Raw genomic sequence first — 16,933 nt, 5'->3', positions numbered from 1 at the left:
CCAATAAGGGTCATCATGGTCTACCAGGCAACTTCCTCGCGCTATCAGGAAATGGAATATCATCGTTGTGGTCGTAGTGGATTATTACTCCCAGCAATTTCTCTTGGCCTATGGCACAACTTTGGTGATAGCACACTGTATGAAAATAGCCGCAACCTGATTCATCGCGCTTTTGATCATGGTATTACTCACTTTGATCTCGCCAATAACTATGGCCCGCCGCCAGGTTCCGCTGAACTAAACTTTGGCCGTATTCTGCAACAAGACCTGCGCCCTTACCGCGATGAGCTGATTATCTCTTCCAAAGCGGGCTATACCATGTGGCCCGGCCCCTATGGTGACTGGGGTTCTAAAAAGTATTTGGTGGCCAGTATCAATCAAAGCTTGCAACGTATGGGGCTGGATTATGTTGATATCTTCTACCATCACCGTCCTGACCCTAACACGCCATTGGAAGAAACCATGGCGGCACTAGACCTGTTAGTACGCCAAGGTAAAGCACTGTATATCGGCTTATCCAACTACCCGGCAGCACAGATGCGGCAGGCTTGCGAAATTTTGGCGCAACTGGGCACTCCGTGTCTGATTCATCAACCCAAATACTCCATGTTTGAGCGCTGGATTGAAGCCGATTTGCAGGATACGTTGGATGAATATGGTGTGGGGTCAATTGCCTTTTCCCCACTGGCGGGGGGGTTACTAACCGACCGCTATTTAGCCGGTATTCCGCTGGATTCGCGAGCCGCCAGTGACAGCAAATTCCTTAATCCCGAGCAACTTACGGCGGAGAAACTGGCTAAAGTACGCCAATTGAACGAACTGGCATTAGATCGTGGGCAAAAGCTGTCGCAGATGTCTTTAGCCTGGGTCTTGCGCGATGGAAGAGTGACATCAGCCCTGATTGGAGTCAGTAAAACCAGCCAAATCGATGATGCAGTCGGCATGCTGGCAAATACTGAATTCAGTGAAGCTGAAATAAAAATTATCGAAGATATTTTGGTGTAAACGTTTACTTTTCAAGCAACAGACAGGGGCCATGCGCCCCTGTTGATTACTTTTATCACTCACACAGATAATTCTGAAATCCTTATTTTACAGTTTTATCCGAATCACAACAGCGGTGGCACTGTTTAAGATACAACCATAGCCATAAGCCCAAATAAGGATGAATAATGTTAAAAGCGGCCATGCTGAAGCTGAGTGTAGTAAGACCAAGAAGAATAAAACCCTTGTTGCTGATCACCATATTAGCCTGGTTCCCCCTCGTCCCCATGGCAAACGCCGAGAGTATTGAGTTGTTGCCCAGTGTCTCTTTAAACATTGGTGAGCAAGATCGCAGTGGTAATTATTGGGATGGTTATGACTGGCGCGATCGGCAATGGTGGCAAAACCATCAGGGGCGAGATTTAGGTGAACGCAACCGCCATGGTCATTACTGGGATGGTCACCGCTGGCAAGATAGAGGCTGGTGGAAAAAGAACTATTATTACCATGAGGGGCACTACTGGAAATATGACAAGCACGCGAGAAAACACTCTCGCGGCCACGGTAAAGGTAAAGGTCATGGCCATCATCACGACTAAGCCATGATGATTGTCAGGCGGATAGCTAATCCTCATCCGCCTTATTATTCAATTATCTATCGATGATTAAAGCAAACTTATCAGTAAGTAAGCATTGAGTCCAACCACCACCAGGACGATAAGTTTCCCCAAAATCTGAATCAATTTTGAGTTAACCATATCCCCCATTAATTCTTTATTGCCGGTAAAAACCAGCAGCGGCACCAACGCCAACGCAATACCAAAACTCAGCAATACCTGACTCATCACCAGTATCCGTGTAGCATTCATTCCCGCCAAAATAACGATAAAGGAAGGCAACATGGTGATCGTACGCCGCACCCAAATAGGAATATAAAAACGGACAAAGCCCTGCATAACCACTTGCCCGGCTAACGTCCCGACCACAGTAGAAGATAGCCCCGCAGCAACCAAACTTAAACCAAAGATAGCCGCGGCAGCGTTACCTAACAGCGGTTGCAACGTTAGATAGGCTTGTTCAATTTCAGCAATACTGCCGTAGCCGTTGAAGTGAAAAGCAGCGGCAGCTGTCGCCATCATTGCCAAATTCACAAACCCGGCAATCGTCATGGCAATTGCCACATCCAACTTGGTTGAAGCATAACGGTCGGCTTTCGTATTTTCGTCTGCAGTTTGAGTTAATGCTGAATGCAGATAGATAACATGCGGCATAATAGTGGCACCCAATACCCCGGCGGCTAAAAATACCGCATCCCGATTAGGCAGGTCAGGCACCAGCATTCCCCGCCCCAGCGCGGCAAATTCAGGACGAGAAAAGATAAGCTCAACGATATAGGCAGCCGCCACAAACAACAGCAGCCCACCAATCACCAGTTCGAGGGGCTTTTGTCCGCGTTTTTGTAGCATAAGAATGAGGAATGTCGCGATGCCGGTCAACACCGCCCCTTCTAACAGGGTCACTCCCAATAACAATTTGAACCCGATCGCTGCCCCAATAAATTCAGCCAGATCAGTGGCCATCGCGATTATCTCGGCTTGCACCCAATAAGCCCATACTACTGGGCGGGGGAAACGGTCTCGGATGTGCTCAGCCAGATTTTTACCCGTCGCAATACCGAGCTTGGCAGAGAGTAATTGGATGAGCATAGCCATGATATTGGCCCAAACGACCACCCATAATAAGGTATAGCCGAATGAAGCACCTGCCTGAATATTGGTTGCGAAGTTGCCGGGGTCGATATAGCCGATGGCCGCGATAAAAGCAGGCCCCATCAGGGAGAGTTTAATCCTCCTTGATGTCCGGCGGGGCGTATCGACAGCACGACTATTCAACATTCAGTATTACCCTTGGGAAATTTGCGTCTATTCTCTTACTACCAATATTAGTTAAATGATAATAATTATCAAGCGCATTTGGCGCGACAAAACTTATCTCTCTGATAGCTAATACCGTATAAATTGCTATCCAGTCATCGTTAGCCATCTGTATCTGAAAAATCCGGCGAAATGTGGCGTCACAATTTCCAAGGCTAACAGCTACAATTATCCAATCTAGCAGAGTTAAACTACCTTTGTAGCATATTATTAACATCCTATTTTTTGTGATCAGCCCCACTAATTTGTTTGTATTTATGAAAGTGAATTTCTATATTTGCTATACATGTCTCGTTTTTAATGTAGCCGTTACATAAAATGTCCACGAAAATCTAGCCTGCCTCAAATTTGGAGCACATATGTCCCATATACTGCAGTTTGCGTTGGCCTTAGTCGTGGTGGCCATATTAGCTCTAGCGATCTGTAAAGATCGTAAAAGCATCCGCATTCGGTTTGTTATTCAATTGCTGGTTATTGAAGTGTTATTGGCGTACTTCTTCCTCCATTCAGAAGCTGGATTAGGTTTTGTGAAAGGATTCGCCGGCCTATTTGACAAATTACTTGGGTTTGCCGCTACCGGCACCGATTTTGTCTTCGGCAATATGGGGGATAAAGGTCTCGCTTTCTTCTTCTTACGAGTACTGTGCCCTATCGTCTTTATTTCTGCCTTGATTGGTATTTTGCAATACATCAAAGTGCTGCCAGTCGTTATCCGTATCATTGGTACTTTACTATCCAAAGTGAACGGCATGGGCAAACTAGAATCTTTCAACGCCGTCAGTTCATTGATTCTGGGCCAGTCTGAAAACTTCATCGCTTATAAAGACATTTTGGGCAAAATGTCTGAAAAACGCATGTACACCATGGCAGCAACAGCAATGTCGACAGTTTCTATGTCAATTGTGGGTGCTTATATGTCAATGCTGGACGCGAAATTCGTGGTGGCGGCATTGGTGCTTAACATGTTCAGCACCTTTATTGTGTTGTCATTAATCAACCCATATAAAGCCGATGATGAAGAAGAATTACAACTCAGCAATCTGCATGAAGGCCAAAGCTTCTTTGAAATGCTGGGTGAATACATCCTGGCCGGTTTCAAAGTGGCCATTATTGTTGCAGCAATGCTGATTGGTTTCATCGCATTGATTGCTGCAGTAAATGCTTTGTTCAGCCTGCTGTTCGGTATTAGTTTCCAGGGGATCTTGGGTTATGTCTTCTTCCCGTTTGCCTGGGTTATGGGCGTTCCTGCTCATGAAGCCTTGCAAGTCGGTAGTATCATGGCAACCAAACTGGTTTCTAACGAATTTGTGGCGATGATGGACTTGCAGAAAGTCGCATCAGAACTGTCGCCACGCAGTGTGGGTATTCTGTCCGTATTCTTGGTTTCATTCGCTAACTTCTCTTCCATCGGTATCGTAGCCGGTGCAATTAAAGGTTTGAATGAGCATCAAGGTAACGTGGTTTCTCGCTTTGGTCTGAAACTACTGTACGGCTCAACACTGGTCAGCGTACTGTCCGCTTCGATTGCGGGTCTGGTTCTCTAAGCATTAGAAAAAAATCAAGAAAAAGGCGCTACGGCGCCTTTTTTTATCGCTGCAATTTCAAAGCGAACAAGTCCCTATAAGCTGACTCCAGTCAGTGATTCGGGCGCGTGAGCACTGCTAACACCGCTGCAGCGCCAAGGACGAAGGGGAATTACCAATCAATCCCCTTCTGCGCCTTAACCCCAGCATCAAAAGCATGCTTAACTGGCCGCAACTCGCTAACTGTATCTGCCAAGGCAATGAGGTCACGATGGCATGCACGCCCGGTGATAATGACACTTTGGTTCTTGGGCCGGCTTTTTAGCGCAGCGATGACTTCATCTAGCGCCAAGTAGCCGTAAGTGACCATATAAGTTAATTCATCCAGAATCACGAGATGGTAAGACGGGTCGGATAACATGCGACTCCCCTGCTGCCATACTTTCTGTGCAGCTAGGGTATCTGCCACTTTGTTTTGTGTGTCCCAGGTAAAACCTGTCTTCATAAGATGAAATTCAACCCCATTGCGGCTCAGCAAGTTATATTCACCGTTTTCCCATGTTCCTTTAATAAATTGAACAACTCCAACTTGCATGCCATGGCCGACAGCTCTTGTGGCGGTACCAAAAGCCGCGGTACTTTTTCCTTTGCCATTGCCTGTAAATACAATGATGATGCCACCCGTTTTGGTGGCATCCGCAACGCGCGCCTCGACTTGTTCTTTAAGATGTTGTTGCCGCTGCTGATACCTTTCTTCGCTCATAGGATATCCTCGCGTAAAGTCTATTGATTACAGCCAGCACATGCCTTCATCTGAATCTGGTCAAAGAATGAATTACCTTTATCATCAAGCAAAATAAAGGCCGGGAAATTCTTAACGTCCATTTTCCATACCGCTTCCATTCCCAGTTCTGGGAACTCGATACATTCCAGACTTTTGATATATTCTTGCGCCAAAATAGCCGCAGAACCGCCGATGCTGCCTAAATAGAAGCCACCATGTTTGTGACAGGCTTCCGTGACCTGCTGACTACGATTGCCTTTTGCTAACATCACTAAACTGCCGCCATGAGATTGGAAGAGGTCAACATACAGATCCATACGTCCCCCTGTTGTTGGTCCCATTGAGCCGGAAATAAATTCGTCTGGTTTTTTCGCCGGCCCGGCATAATAGACTGGGTGATCTTTCATGTACTGCGGTAATTCCTCCCCCCGTTCCAGCCGCTCTTTCAATTTGGCATGGACAATATCGCGAGCCACAATCAATGAGCCATTAAGTGATACTCGGGTAGAAACAGGATAACGAGAAAGCTGCCGACGAATCTCATCCATCGGTTGGTTAAGGTCGATATTAACCACTGTCCCTTCTTGGTTAACTCGCATACTTTCGGGGATATATTGCTCAGGATGTCGTTCTAATTTCTCTAACCATATTCCTTCTTTGTTTATTTTGGCTTTAATATTTCGATCTGATGAACATGAAATAGCCATGCCTATCGGGCAAGAACCCCCATGGCGCGGTAAACGAATAACCCGAATATCATGAGCAAAATACTTCCCGCCAAACTGAGCCCCTAAGCCAAACTCACGAGAGGCCTGAAGTAACTCATGCTCCAGTTCAATGTCACGGAAAGCTTGCCCATATTGGTTACCTGCGGTTGGCAGGTTGTCATAATATTTAGCCGAGGCCAGTTTCGCCGTCTTTAACGTCAATTCAGCCGACGTTCCGCCAATCACAAATGCAATATGGTAAGGGGGACATGCGGCTGTCCCTAATTCTCTCATTTTCTCAATTAAAAAAACTTTTAGCTTTTTCGGCTCCAGCAGGGCTTTTGTCTCTTGATACAGAGCGGCTTTATTCGCTGAACCGCCCCCTTTATTGACAAATAAGAAAGAGTATTGCGCCCCAGGAGTAGAGAAAATATCAATTTGTCCTGGTAGATTCGTTCCGGTATTCACTTCGTGATACATGTCCAGTGCAGCATTTTGCGAATGACGTAAATTATCGTCACGGAAGGTATTATAGATACCACGGGATAATGCTTGAGCATCATCGATATCCGTCCAAACGCGCTGGCCTTTTTTGGCAATAATAGTGGATGTGCCGGTATCCTGGCAGTTGGGTAAAATACCTTTAGCTGAAATTTCTGAATTTCGTAATAGTTGGAGCGCGACGTATTTGTCATTCTCGCTTGCTTGCGGATCATGCAAAATAGCCGCGACTTGCTGTTGATGTGCAGGACGTAGGAAAAATGAAGCATCATGGAAAGCTTGCTGAGATACCAATGTCAGAGCTTCAGGTTCAACTTTTAATATTTCTTTCCCCTCAATTTCAATGGTAGAGACATACTTATTTGTTAATAAGTAATAATCTGTTTCATCTTCAGAAATAGGGAATGGTTCTTGGTAAAAAAAATCATTCTTATACATTATTTCCACTCTATTAGCCAAAAGGTAAATAGCAGGCAGAATTCACTGAACATTTATATTTAAAATGGTTTAAGGGATTATATTTCTGCATGCCATATGCATTACGCTCCCATTATTGATGGGATAAAATAAAAATCAATTGTTCTCTCTGCAACACATGGTGCTTAATGGTGAATAAGTCTCTATAAAAGCACAAAATATATATTTTAGAAAATCAGTTAACCCATGTCCTTTTCAGTTCTTCTTCTTTTGACTTCCCATGAACCCAGCGGCTGAATTTTTGCAAGCTCCTCAGTCCTCTTTTACCGTCTTTGTAAGTCAGAACAAAATGGTTGCCGGTACTCATCGGAAGATCACAAGGAATAACCATATCGCCATTTTCTAAATCTTTATGAATGGCAAAACGCGGTAATAATGCGACCCCAAGATTAGAGCGCACAGCAGAAATCAACATTGATAAAAGATCAAAACGTGGCCCCATCCGCACTTTTGGGTTATTCACTCCCGAGAGTGCAAACCAATCATACCAAGAGTCTAAACGAGTCGTTTGATGTAGCAGTGTAAATTCATCCATTAATTGCTCCGCACGCATTACCTTTTTGTCATCGCGCCACAACATACGGCTACATACAGGTACCAGTTCTTCTTCAAATAGATGCTCATTTTCAGCCCAAGGACTACTGAAATCTTCACGCATAATCGCCGCATCATATTTCAGATTCAGGAAATCAGTCGGTGTAGTAAGCGCAATTAAATTAAGGACAATCTCGGGATGATTCTCATGAAAGTCACTAAGATTTGGAATAAGCCAATGTGTACTAAACGTCGGTGTTACTGCCAACTCCAATACTTGCTGAGTCGACTGATAAGACATAATACTCTGCGTATCTCTCTCCAATTGCTCCAATGTATCTCTCACTAGACCAAGATAATAGCGCCCAGCATCATTAAGAAAAATCCGCTTACGCACATGATGGAACAATGAAACATTAAGTAACTCTTCCAATGCCGTGATCTGGCGGAAAACAGCACTTTGCGTTAATGCCAGCTTCTCTGCGGCTCGTGTATAGCTTTCATATTGAGCAACTGCTTCAAATGTAACTAATAAGTCTGTTTTAGGAATTTTGCACCGCATTGTAACTCACCCATTATTTCATAAAATCATTGATTAGATAGCCTGCTATGCCGGGATATTTAGATTATAAAGTGAATGCTATATTTTATTTGTTTTTTAACATACACAAATTTATTTATATAGACATAGCCCTCAGCCATTTTTGTGATAGCCTTCATAATTATCAATGACAAATGTAATATTGAAGTTAAAAAACAAAGTAATTAATAAAAACATAATTAATAACAATGCAAAAAAAATAAATAACAAATTTCAAATAAAAATTAAATATCATATATTCTGAAGAGTTCATTCCGAAAAATGATTAAATAATGAGAGCATGGTCAAGTAACTCATTTTCTTATTCATAGATAATGATTCCGCATTAAAATTACATTTAATTTTTATATAATGTTTTTGATGATTAACCTTAAAAATATTATGCCTTCTCTGCTATAAAGGTTGTTCTAATGAGTATAGGAAAAGTGTTATTAGTAGGAGCGGGTCCAGGGGATGCATCATTAATCACCGTAAAAGGGTTACTTGCTATCCGTGAAGCTCAGGTTATCGTTCATGACCGTTTAGTTAATCTTGAACTCATTTCTCAAGCACCACCAAATTGCCAAATTATTAATGTCGGAAAAACCTCAAATCATCATCCAGTCCCGCAGGAACATATCAATCAAATTCTAGTCGATCACGCTTTAGCCGGTAAAAATGTCGTACGCCTTAAAGGGGGTGACCCCTATGTATTTGGCCGTGGAGGAGAAGAAGCTGAATGCCTTTCACAGCATAATATCCTGTTTGAAATCGTACCTGGTATTAGCTCCTCTATCGGTGGGCTTGCCTACGCGGGTATCCCCGTCACACACCGTCATTTTGCTTCCAGTTTTCATGTCGTCACCGGGCATATGTATCAGGGAAATGAACCGCAGAATTGGAATGCACTGGCGCAGTTAGATGGCACGCTGATCGTGCTAATGGGAATGAGCCGGCAAGAAGAGATCTGCCAGCGATTAATCAAGGGGGGAAAGTCACCCAATACACCTGCCGCTGCAGTGATGTATGCCAGTCAGCAGCAACAAGAAATGGCCAAAGGAACGCTTAGCACGCTAAAAGATGAAATTGCACGTAAAAATATCCACGCCCCGGCGCTGCTGGTCATTGGAGACGTGGTCAATCTTAGTGATGCTCTGGCTTTTACCCCTCGTCCAATCGATATCAATCATGAGCCACTGTTGCAGGCAATATAATGTGCTGTCAGCAAAAAGAATTTTGTTGTAAGGACTCTTCTAATGGCTGAAGCCTACTGCCCTGCCTCTTGCGGTGAATTGCTCCAAGGGTGGATCCAGGGCGGGGAAAAGCTTATCTCCTGCCCAATAAGTTGGTATAGCACAGTATCGGTTACCCAGGGAAAACCCGGCCGATATGAGCGACCACGAATGCGCCAAATGGTTAAAAAAGTCTTAATACATTTTGGTCAATCACCGCTGTTTGCCAATAATATCTGCATCGAATTTGAATCGACAATCCCGGTGGCAAAAGGCTTGGCCAGTAGTACCGCAGATATTGCCGCCGCCGCTATTGCCACCACCCGGTTACTGGGACAATCACTGAGTGACGAGTCACTGGCTAAACTCTGTGTGTCAATTGAACCCACAGATAGCACCATATTTAAAGATCTCACCCTTTTTGATCACCAGACGGCACAAACTCGGCGCTCATTTCCCTGGCTACCTGATATCGACATTGTACTCTTGGAGAGCCCACAGACACTGTTAACAGAAGAATTCCATTTGCGAAATCGCCACTCATTACTGCTGAAACAAGCGCCCAATTTGGCCAGAGCGCTGCAACAGTTCCAGTTAGCGCATGAAAAACAGTGTTGTCATCGGCTTGGTGAAGCAACCACACTCAGTGCTATTGCCAGCGAATCGGTGCTACCGAAGCCTAAGTTTCGTCAATTATTAGATCTTGTCGAACACAGTGGTATATATGGCTTGAATGTTGCGCATAGCGGCAGCGTTATTGGGCTGCTCTTTAACCATCGACAACATGATATTGAGCACCTTCTCAGTACGCTACAGCAAAAACAGCTCATTAAATATTATCCACAGACACATTTAGTCAAGATGGTGGCTGGAGGAGTACGTTAGTCAAAGTAAGAAAAGAGTCGCTATACCTTCTAGGGGTTAATGTAGCTCTGGGATTGAATAAAGGCGATTTAATATTTCACGTAACAATATTAAAATATGAATCTCATCACAATATGGAAATAAAATAATAATCAAACACCGATCACACTTTCTCTATAAATATCATTAAACTCCAAAATAACATTTATATAACTTTTTTAACAAAATGAGATTATTTATTTTATTAGATTGATTTCATTGAATAAAAAAACCATAAAGTGAAGGGTTGAATTAAAAAAACTTACTTTTTAGTTTTTATCAAGACCTCCTGATAATAAATCAATTGTACTTTACCTATCGGAGAAGCACATTAACCAGCAATGAAAACCCTAACAGAAAATTATAATTTTTTTGACCAGATGGAATAAATCTCGTTATTAAAAAATAAAAATCACTAAGAAATAAAATAGTTTCGCGTAGGAAGTTAAATTTTTTATTTGACTACCCACCCACCAAACAAAATATATGGAACGTAATCTACATAGAGGGCTTAACATGCAAAACCCAACAATTGTTATTGGCGTCATTGGTGCTGATTGCCATGCTGTTGGTAATAAAGTGCTAGACCGAATTTTTACCATGCACAATTTTAACGTAATTAATCTCGGCGTGATGGTGAGTCAAGATGAATATATTGATGCCGCCATTGAAACGGGTGCTCAAGTCATTGTCATTTCCTCTATTTATGGACATGGCGAGGTCGACTGTATCGGCATGCGCGAACACTGTATTGAACGCGGCATTGGTGAAATATTGCTCTATGTCGGCGGAAATCTGGTTATTGGTAAACATGATTTTTCAGAGATTGAAACTAAATTTAAAGCGATGGGTTTCAACCGTGTCTTCGCACCCGACACCGACCTGGAATTAGTTTGTTCCCTCATGAAACGCGATATTGACCATGTCATACAAAAAGAGGAAACAGCTGAGGGTATGCAATGATCAGCGTTTCTATCGATATTGGCTCCACCTGGACCAAAGGAGCAGTGTTCGAGGTCGGGGATAATGACCATATTGAAGTGAAAAACTATGCATTATCCCCCACGACACCACAACATTTAGCCGATGGATTCTTTTCAGTCTTGAATAAGATCCTGAATGTGAGTGATGCACGACCATTATTGGCCTCTGGGAAGGTCAAGATTGATTACTCCTCTTCGGCTAAAGGGGGGCTTTCCGTTGCAGCCATTGGGTTAGTGCCCAATATTACTCTAGAGTCTGCCAAAGTTGCCGCGCACTCTGCCGGGGCCAAAGTGTCACAGCATTTCTCTTATAACTTGAATAAGTCTGATGTCCGGGCTTTGGAAGCATCACCGCCTGATATCCTGCTCTTTACTGGCGGTACTGATGGCGGCGACTGCAATCACGGCTTATTGAACGCCAAACTATTGGCTCAATCGAACCTTGAATGCGCCATTATTTATGCCGGAAATCGTGACCTGGATGATGATGTACAGGAGATCCTCGGTAATAAAGAGTTAACTATCGTCGATAATGTTCTGCCAAACCTCGACAGCCCTAATCCTTATGGCGCACGTAAAGCTATTTGTGACATTTTCCTGCACAAAATTGTGAAAGGGAAAGGTTTAGACGTCATCGTCAATCAGACCGGCGAAGAACCCTTACCAACCCCTTATTCGGTCTTTGAATTAGTCCAGCAAATTCGCCTGCACGTCCCTGAATGGGAAACATTCATGCTGATCGATATGGGAGGGGCGACTACCGATATTTATTCCTCCTATAACAATCATTTAATGCCTGACACCATCATGCATGGGATCCCTGAACCACTGATTAAACGCACCGTAGAGGGTGACTTGGGGATGCGCGTTTCAGCCCTTAGTGCGGGCGAAACGGGTAGGCCAATGATTGAGCACTATTTCGCCCATCAGCAGGGAAAAATTGAGGCTTTTCATGCCTATTTAAAACATATCACCGCACATCCAGGCTATTTGCCTCGCACCGATGAAGAGTGCGTGTTTGACCAATTGCTGGCGGGGATTTGTGTCGGGTATGCCTCTGAACGCCATGCGGGTACCAAAACACAAGTTTGTACCTGTACTGGCAATGTTGACCTGCAACTTGGCCGTGATTTAAGTCTGGTGAAGAAAGTCATTGGTACCGGAGGATGGCTCTCCAGAGCAGATTCATTCGATATCCATAACTGGCTGAAATATCGTGATTTTGATGATAAAGGCAAGCAAGTGCTGCTCCCCAATCAGTTTGAGTATTACAAAGATACACAAGGTTTACTTCCCCTGCTCGCTAATGTCGCTCGTCGCTTTCCTAAAGCTGCCGCCCAGACTGGCGTTCGAATTTTGAACAAGTGAAAATTGGAGTCATGATGGAACTTCGAAACAAAAAAATATCTTTAGACGACTTTATGTCCGAGCGCTTTCAAGTGTTAAAAACTTGGCACACCGGCAAGGATGTTGAGAATTTTGAGGATGGTGTTAAATACCAGCAAACCATTCCTGAGGTGAAAAACTTTGCCCGAGCCCTGTTTGAAGCCGACCGCCAAGGGATCACGCTGAGCCAGCCTCGTGCGGGAGTGGCATTAATTGAAGAACATATCGAGCTATTAAAAACACTCCAAAAAGATTGCGATCTGTTGCCGACCACTATCGATGCTTATACCCGCCTCAATCGTTATGAAGAAGCGGCGGTTGGCATCCAAAAATCCATCGAAGCAGGTACATCAAAACTCAATGGGTTGCCGGTAGTGAATCATGGCGTCAAAGCCTGCCGTCGCATTACCGAAACTTTATCTAAACCGCTGCAAATTCGTCACGGCACACCCGATGCCCGCCTATTAGCTGAAATCGCTATGGCCAGTGGATTTACCAGCTATGAAGGTGGCGGTATTTCTTACAACATCCCCTATGCAAAACGTGTGACGCTAGAGAAATCCATTCGCGATTGGCAATACTGCGACCGCTTGATTGGCGTATATGAAGAGCACGGGATTCGTATCAATCGCGAACCATTTGGCCCACTCACCGGCACGTTGATCCCGCCTTTTGTTTCCCATGCTGTCGCCATTATTGAGGGATTATTGGCTTTGGAACAGGGCGTGAAATCCATCACCGTCGGCTACGGCCAGGTGGGTAATGTGGTGCAAGATATTGCGGCTATCCGCTCTCTGCGCGAGCTGGCTGATGAATATTTCCATGCCAATGGCTATGAAAACTATGAACTTAGTACCGTATTCCACCAGTGGATGGGGGGCTTCCCAGAGGATGAATCTCGTGCATTTGCAGTTATCTCTTGGGGAGCTGCTGTCGCGGGGATGGCCGGTGCAACCAAAGTTATCACCAAGAGCCCACATGAAGCCTATGGCATCCCAACAGCCGAGGCCAATGGTCAAGGTTTGAGGGCATCAAACCAAATGCTGAACATGGTGCGTGACCAAAAATTCCCGCCTTGTGTTGAAGTTGACCGCGAAATTGAGCTGATTAAACGTGAAGTCCGCGCCGTTATGAACAAAGTACTGGAGTTGGGCCAAGGTGATATTGCCATCGGCACTGTTCGAGCCTTTGAAGCCGGTGTTCTTGACGTGCCTTTTGCACCCGCAACCTGCAACTCCGGCAAGATGATGCCAATCCGTGATAACCACGGTGCTATCCGCGTGTTTGATCCCGGTTCCGTGCCACTGCCTAAAGATGTTTTGGCGCTCCACCATGATTTTGTTGCTGAGCGAGCCAAAGAAGAAGGCCGTACCCCGTCATTCCAAATGATTATTGACGATATCAACGCCGTATCCCACAGCAAATTAATAGGAAGACCATAATGAAAATCAAACAAGCCCTGTTCACAGCCGGTAATTCATCTTTCTACTTCGATGACCAGCAGGCAATAAAAAACGGCGCTAAATTGGATGGTTTTATCTATCAGGGCCAGCCTGTAACTGAGGGCTTCACCTCAATTCGTCAGGCCGGTGAATGTGTAAATATCCAATTAATTTTAGAAAATGGTGCCGTCGCCGTTGGCGACTGTGCAGCAGTACAATATTCAGGAGCAGGTGGCCGTGACCCTCTGTTTATTGCCGCCAACTTTGTTCCTTTCCTGGAAAAACATATCAAACCACTGCTCGAAGGGCGCGATATTAGTGAGTTTCGTCAAAATGCGCGTTTCTTTGATGAAGTCACGATTAATGGCAAACCGCTGCACACCGCCATTCGTTACGGCCTGTCCCAAGCCTTGCTGGACGCCAGCGCATTAGCCACTGGCCGCTTAAAGGCGGAAGTCGTATGTGATGAGTGGCATCTGCCGCTGGTAACCCAGCCTATCCCACTGTTCGGACAAAGTGGCGACGATCGCTACATCGCGGTCGATAAAATGATCCTCAAAGGTGTCGACGTACTGCCACATGGCCTTATCAATAATGTTGATGAAAAACTGGGGCGTAATGGGGAAAAACTGCGTGATTACGTGAGCTGGTTGGCTAAACGTGTGACTGATTTGCGGGTTGATCCCAACTACAAACCTAACTTACATATCGATGTTTACGGCACCATTGGTTTGATTTTCGATATGGATCCAATGCGGTGTGCCGAGTATATCGCCAGCTTGCAAGAACAGGCAGGAGAGCTTGATCTGTATATCGAAGGGCCGGTGGATGCAGGTAATAAACCAGACCAAATCCGCCTATTGACCGAAATCACCCGCAATCTGGAAAAACTCGGTTCCTCCGTCAAAATCGTGGCCGATGAATGGTGCAATACCTACCAAGATATCATCGATTTTACTGATGCCCGCAGTTGCCACATGGTGCAGATCAAAACCCCGGATCTGGGCAGTATCCACAACATTGTTGATGCTGTGCTGTACTGCAATAAAAAAGGTATGGAGGCCTATCAAGGCGGAACCTGTAACGAAACGGATATCAGCGCCCGCACCTGTGTGCATGTTGCTATTGCTTCGCGCCCAATGCGCATGCTCATCAAGCCGGGTATGGGCTTCGATGAAGGTATGAACATTGTGTTTAATGAGATGACTCGGACCATCGCACAACTGAAAGCAAAGGCGAATTGATATGTCTAAAACCTTTAAAATCCTCTCGCCGACAGCCATTCTGGGGTATGGGTTTCCAGAAGAGAGCTTTATGAAAGCGATGGAAGAATCACCCGATTTAATCGCTGTTGATGCCGGTTCTTCTGACCCCGGCCCCCACTATCTGGGTTCCGGTAAGCCTTTTACTGACCGGGCTGGGGTAAAACGGGATTTGCGTTACATGATAACGGCAGGTGTAAAACAAGGTATCCCTGTCGTTATAGGCACAGCAGGAGGTTCAGGCGCTGCGCCACATCTGGAATGGTGTCGTCAGATCATTTTGGAAATTGCCCAAGAGGAATCACTGGACTTTACCCTGGCGGTTATCCCAGCCGACGTGAGTAAAGAAGTGGTCCATGCTGCTCTTGATGCCGGCAAGATTCAGTCACTGGATTTTGTGCCTGAACTCACCCATGAAGCTATTGATGCAACCACTTATATCGTGGCACAGATGGGGGTCGAGCCTTTTCAGGAGGCATTGCAAGCCGGGGCGCAAGTCGTGTTAGGCGGCCGAGCTTATGATCCTGCCTGTTTTGCCGCATTACCTATTATGAAGGGATTCGATGAGGGTTTGGCACTGCATTGTGGCAAGATTCTGGAGTGTGCCGCAATTGCCGCAACACCGGGGTCAGGTTCAGACTGTGCCATGGGCATTCTGGATGAAACTGGCTTTACCTTGAAGACCTTCAACGAAAAGCGCCAATTTACTGAAACCTCGGCAGCAGCACATACATTATATGAAAAATCAGATCCTTACTTCTTACCCGGCCCCGGTGGAGTATTAAATCTGACAGCTTGCCAGTTTAAGGATGCGGGTAATGGCCAGGTTCGTGTCAGCGGCTCAGTACATGAAAACACCCCCTATGCGGTGAAGTTGGAAGGGGCTCGTCCAGTGGGTTATCGCACGCTGAGCATTGCTGGCACCCGAGACGCCATTATGATTGCGGATATTGATAATATCTTGCTCGAAGTTCGCAAAAGTGTAGAGAAAAATCTGAGTATCACGCCTGATGCAGTGCAACTCAATTTTCATTTGTATGGCAAGAATGGTGTCATGGGGAAAATGGAGCCAGAGCCAGATACCACATCTTATGAATTGGGTATTTTGCTTGATGTTGTCGCCCCCTCTCAAGCCATGGCGGACAGCATTTGCTCGCTCGCGCGCTCGACCTTACTTCATTATGGTTATACCGGGCGAATTGCCACTGCGGGTAATTTAGCATTCCCATTCTCACCATCAGATATTCGGGCCGGTTTGGTTTATGAATTTTCCATTTATCACTTAATGGAATATACGCCAGAGATTGCCTTTAAGTTCAAGCTGGAGAATGTAACTGCAAAAGGAGTGACAGCATGAAAATATCTATTATAGAACTGGCTCATGTTGTCAGATCAAAGAATGCGGGGCCGTATGAGTTAGTACTGGATATTTTATTCAAGAATAAAGATATCTATTCCAGCATAAAAGAATCCGGTCAATTCAAGAAGGAATTAATAGCCAAAATTTATAAAATAGAACCTAAATTGGTCTCGCGTATTATTTGGTTTGATCCCGCCAATGCGGTCAAAATAGTCATGCCGCGCCACCTGGTGTCAGGTGCTGTAAGCGATACGGATGTCTATGGTGCTCAACAACATGCACCATTATTAAAGCTCGAGTTCAATATTTAGTTTTTAATCAGCCATAGCAATAGAAAAACA

15 protein-coding genes are annotated in these 16,933 nt (G+C 44.9%); 11 read left to right on the top strand and 4 right to left on the bottom strand.

What is annotated here, in order from left to right; translation table 11 throughout:
• Positions 1-15: 15 nt before the first annotated feature.
• Both DJ58_RS16900 and DJ58_RS16905 read left to right on the top strand, forming a co-directional pair.
• A complete protein-coding gene (locus DJ58_RS16900) occupies positions 16-1,005 on the top strand; it encodes an aldo/keto reductase (RefSeq protein ID WP_004711370.1) in 990 nt (329 codons plus the stop codon).
• A 167-nt stretch (positions 1,006-1,172) separates the two neighbouring features.
• Complete coding sequence (locus DJ58_RS16905) at positions 1,173-1,583, top strand: DUF2502 domain-containing protein (protein ID WP_072088069.1); 411 nt, start codon at positions 1,173-1,175, stop codon at positions 1,581-1,583.
• A gap of 66 nt (positions 1,584-1,649) precedes the next feature.
• On the opposite strand, the gene DJ58_RS16910 is transcribed toward DJ58_RS16905, so the two are convergent.
• A complete protein-coding gene (locus DJ58_RS16910; protein WP_032911650.1) occupies positions 1,650-2,879 on the bottom strand; it encodes an Nramp family divalent metal transporter in 1,230 nt (409 codons plus the stop codon).
• Between the two features lie 398 nt (positions 2,880-3,277).
• Between DJ58_RS16910 and DJ58_RS16915 the strand changes: the two genes are divergently transcribed.
• Complete coding sequence (locus DJ58_RS16915; RefSeq protein ID WP_032911652.1) at positions 3,278-4,462, top strand: NupC/NupG family nucleoside CNT transporter; 1,185 nt, start codon at positions 3,278-3,280, stop codon at positions 4,460-4,462.
• A 151-nt stretch (positions 4,463-4,613) separates the two neighbouring features.
• On the opposite strand, the gene cobO is transcribed toward DJ58_RS16915, so the two are convergent.
• The 3 genes from cobO to DJ58_RS16930 all read right to left on the bottom strand — a co-directional run bounded on the left by cobO (position 4,614) and on the right by DJ58_RS16930 (position 8,006).
• Positions 4,614-5,204: a cob(I)yrinic acid a,c-diamide adenosyltransferase gene (gene cobO, locus DJ58_RS16920; protein WP_004711381.1), complete on the bottom strand. Its 591-nt coding sequence runs from the start codon at positions 5,202-5,204 to the stop codon at positions 4,614-4,616.
• A gap of 20 nt (positions 5,205-5,224) precedes the next feature.
• A complete protein-coding gene (locus DJ58_RS16925; protein WP_032911653.1) occupies positions 5,225-6,871 on the bottom strand; it encodes a fumarate hydratase in 1,647 nt (548 codons plus the stop codon).
• Between the two features lie 214 nt (positions 6,872-7,085).
• Positions 7,086-8,006, bottom strand: coding sequence for a LysR substrate-binding domain-containing protein (locus tag DJ58_RS16930; RefSeq protein WP_004711383.1), 921 nt, complete (start codon positions 8,004-8,006; stop codon positions 7,086-7,088).
• A gap of 449 nt (positions 8,007-8,455) precedes the next feature.
• Here DJ58_RS16930 and cobA point away from each other — a divergent pair, with 449 nt between their 5' ends.
• From cobA to DJ58_RS16970, 8 genes are all read left to right on the top strand, one after another.
• Positions 8,456-9,238, top strand: a complete 783-nt coding sequence (cobA, locus tag DJ58_RS16935) for a uroporphyrinogen-III C-methyltransferase (RefSeq protein ID WP_032911654.1) — start codon at positions 8,456-8,458, stop codon at positions 9,236-9,238.
• Positions 9,239-9,280: 42 nt separating this feature from the next.
• Positions 9,281-10,141 carry a GHMP family kinase ATP-binding protein gene (locus DJ58_RS16940; RefSeq protein WP_032911655.1) on the top strand — a complete coding sequence of 287 codons (861 nt, stop codon included), beginning with the start codon at positions 9,281-9,283 and terminating at the stop codon, positions 10,139-10,141.
• Between the two features lie 534 nt (positions 10,142-10,675).
• Positions 10,676-11,122: a methylaspartate mutase subunit S gene (gene glmS / locus DJ58_RS16945; RefSeq protein ID WP_004711392.1), complete on the top strand. Its 447-nt coding sequence runs from the start codon at positions 10,676-10,678 to the stop codon at positions 11,120-11,122.
• Positions 11,119-12,510, top strand: a complete 1,392-nt coding sequence (gene glmL / locus DJ58_RS16950) for a methylaspartate mutase accessory protein GlmL (protein WP_032911656.1) — start codon at positions 11,119-11,121, stop codon at positions 12,508-12,510. Before glmS ends, glmL begins: the two co-directional genes overlap by 4 nt.
• 14 nt (positions 12,511-12,524) lie before the next feature.
• Positions 12,525-13,970 carry a methylaspartate mutase subunit E gene (locus DJ58_RS16955; RefSeq protein WP_032911657.1) on the top strand — a complete coding sequence of 482 codons (1,446 nt, stop codon included), beginning with the start codon at positions 12,525-12,527 and terminating at the stop codon, positions 13,968-13,970.
• Entirely contained in the window at positions 13,970-15,214 is a 1,245-nt protein-coding gene (locus DJ58_RS16960; RefSeq protein ID WP_032911658.1) for a methylaspartate ammonia-lyase, read from the top strand. The genes DJ58_RS16955 and DJ58_RS16960 overlap by 1 nt, the downstream gene beginning before the upstream one ends.
• 1 nt (position 15,215) lies before the next feature.
• Positions 15,216-16,589, top strand: a complete 1,374-nt coding sequence (locus tag DJ58_RS16965; RefSeq protein ID WP_004711398.1) for an acyclic terpene utilization AtuA family protein — start codon at positions 15,216-15,218, stop codon at positions 16,587-16,589.
• A complete protein-coding gene (locus DJ58_RS16970) occupies positions 16,586-16,903 on the top strand; it encodes a DUF4387 domain-containing protein (protein ID WP_032911659.1) in 318 nt (105 codons plus the stop codon). Before DJ58_RS16965 ends, DJ58_RS16970 begins: the two co-directional genes overlap by 4 nt.
• The last annotated feature ends 30 nt before the right edge of the window (positions 16,904-16,933 follow it).

This window comes from Yersinia frederiksenii ATCC 33641, assembly GCF_000754805.1.
Classification (GTDB): Bacteria; Pseudomonadota; Gammaproteobacteria; order Enterobacterales; family Enterobacteriaceae; genus Yersinia; species Yersinia frederiksenii.
This window is presented reverse-complemented; position numbering and strand designations above follow the sequence as displayed.

What these genes read in the sequence shown, in the direction of transcription:
- DJ58_RS16930 (WP_004711383.1), bottom strand. Translation starts at nt 8,006, where the DNA reads ATGCGGTGCAAAATTCCTAAAACAGACTTATTAGTTACATTTGAAGCA.
- DJ58_RS16925 (WP_032911653.1), bottom strand. Translation starts at nt 6,871, where the DNA reads ATGTATAAGAATGATTTTTTTTACCAAGAACCATTCCCTATTTCTGAA.
- DJ58_RS16915 (WP_032911652.1), top strand. Translation starts at nt 3,278, where the DNA reads ATGTCCCATATACTGCAGTTTGCGTTGGCCTTAGTCGTGGTGGCCATA.
- DJ58_RS16970 (WP_032911659.1), top strand. Translation starts at nt 16,586, where the DNA reads ATGAAAATATCTATTATAGAACTGGCTCATGTTGTCAGATCAAAGAAT.
- DJ58_RS16960 (WP_032911658.1), top strand. Translation starts at nt 13,970, where the DNA reads ATGAAAATCAAACAAGCCCTGTTCACAGCCGGTAATTCATCTTTCTAC.
- DJ58_RS16955 (WP_032911657.1), top strand. Translation starts at nt 12,525, where the DNA reads ATGGAACTTCGAAACAAAAAAATATCTTTAGACGACTTTATGTCCGAG.
- DJ58_RS16965 (WP_004711398.1), top strand. Translation starts at nt 15,216, where the DNA reads ATGTCTAAAACCTTTAAAATCCTCTCGCCGACAGCCATTCTGGGGTAT.
- DJ58_RS16910 (WP_032911650.1), bottom strand. Translation starts at nt 2,879, where the DNA reads ATGTTGAATAGTCGTGCTGTCGATACGCCCCGCCGGACATCAAGGAGG.
- glmL (WP_032911656.1), top strand. Translation starts at nt 11,119, where the DNA reads ATGATCAGCGTTTCTATCGATATTGGCTCCACCTGGACCAAAGGAGCA.
- DJ58_RS16900 (WP_004711370.1), top strand. Translation starts at nt 16, where the DNA reads ATGGTCTACCAGGCAACTTCCTCGCGCTATCAGGAAATGGAATATCAT.
- DJ58_RS16905 (WP_072088069.1), top strand. Translation starts at nt 1,173, where the DNA reads ATGTTAAAAGCGGCCATGCTGAAGCTGAGTGTAGTAAGACCAAGAAGA.
- glmS (WP_004711392.1), top strand. Translation starts at nt 10,676, where the DNA reads ATGCAAAACCCAACAATTGTTATTGGCGTCATTGGTGCTGATTGCCAT.
- DJ58_RS16940 (WP_032911655.1), top strand. Translation starts at nt 9,281, where the DNA reads ATGGCTGAAGCCTACTGCCCTGCCTCTTGCGGTGAATTGCTCCAAGGG.
- cobO (WP_004711381.1), bottom strand. Translation starts at nt 5,204, where the DNA reads ATGAGCGAAGAAAGGTATCAGCAGCGGCAACAACATCTTAAAGAACAA.
- cobA (WP_032911654.1), top strand. Translation starts at nt 8,456, where the DNA reads ATGAGTATAGGAAAAGTGTTATTAGTAGGAGCGGGTCCAGGGGATGCA.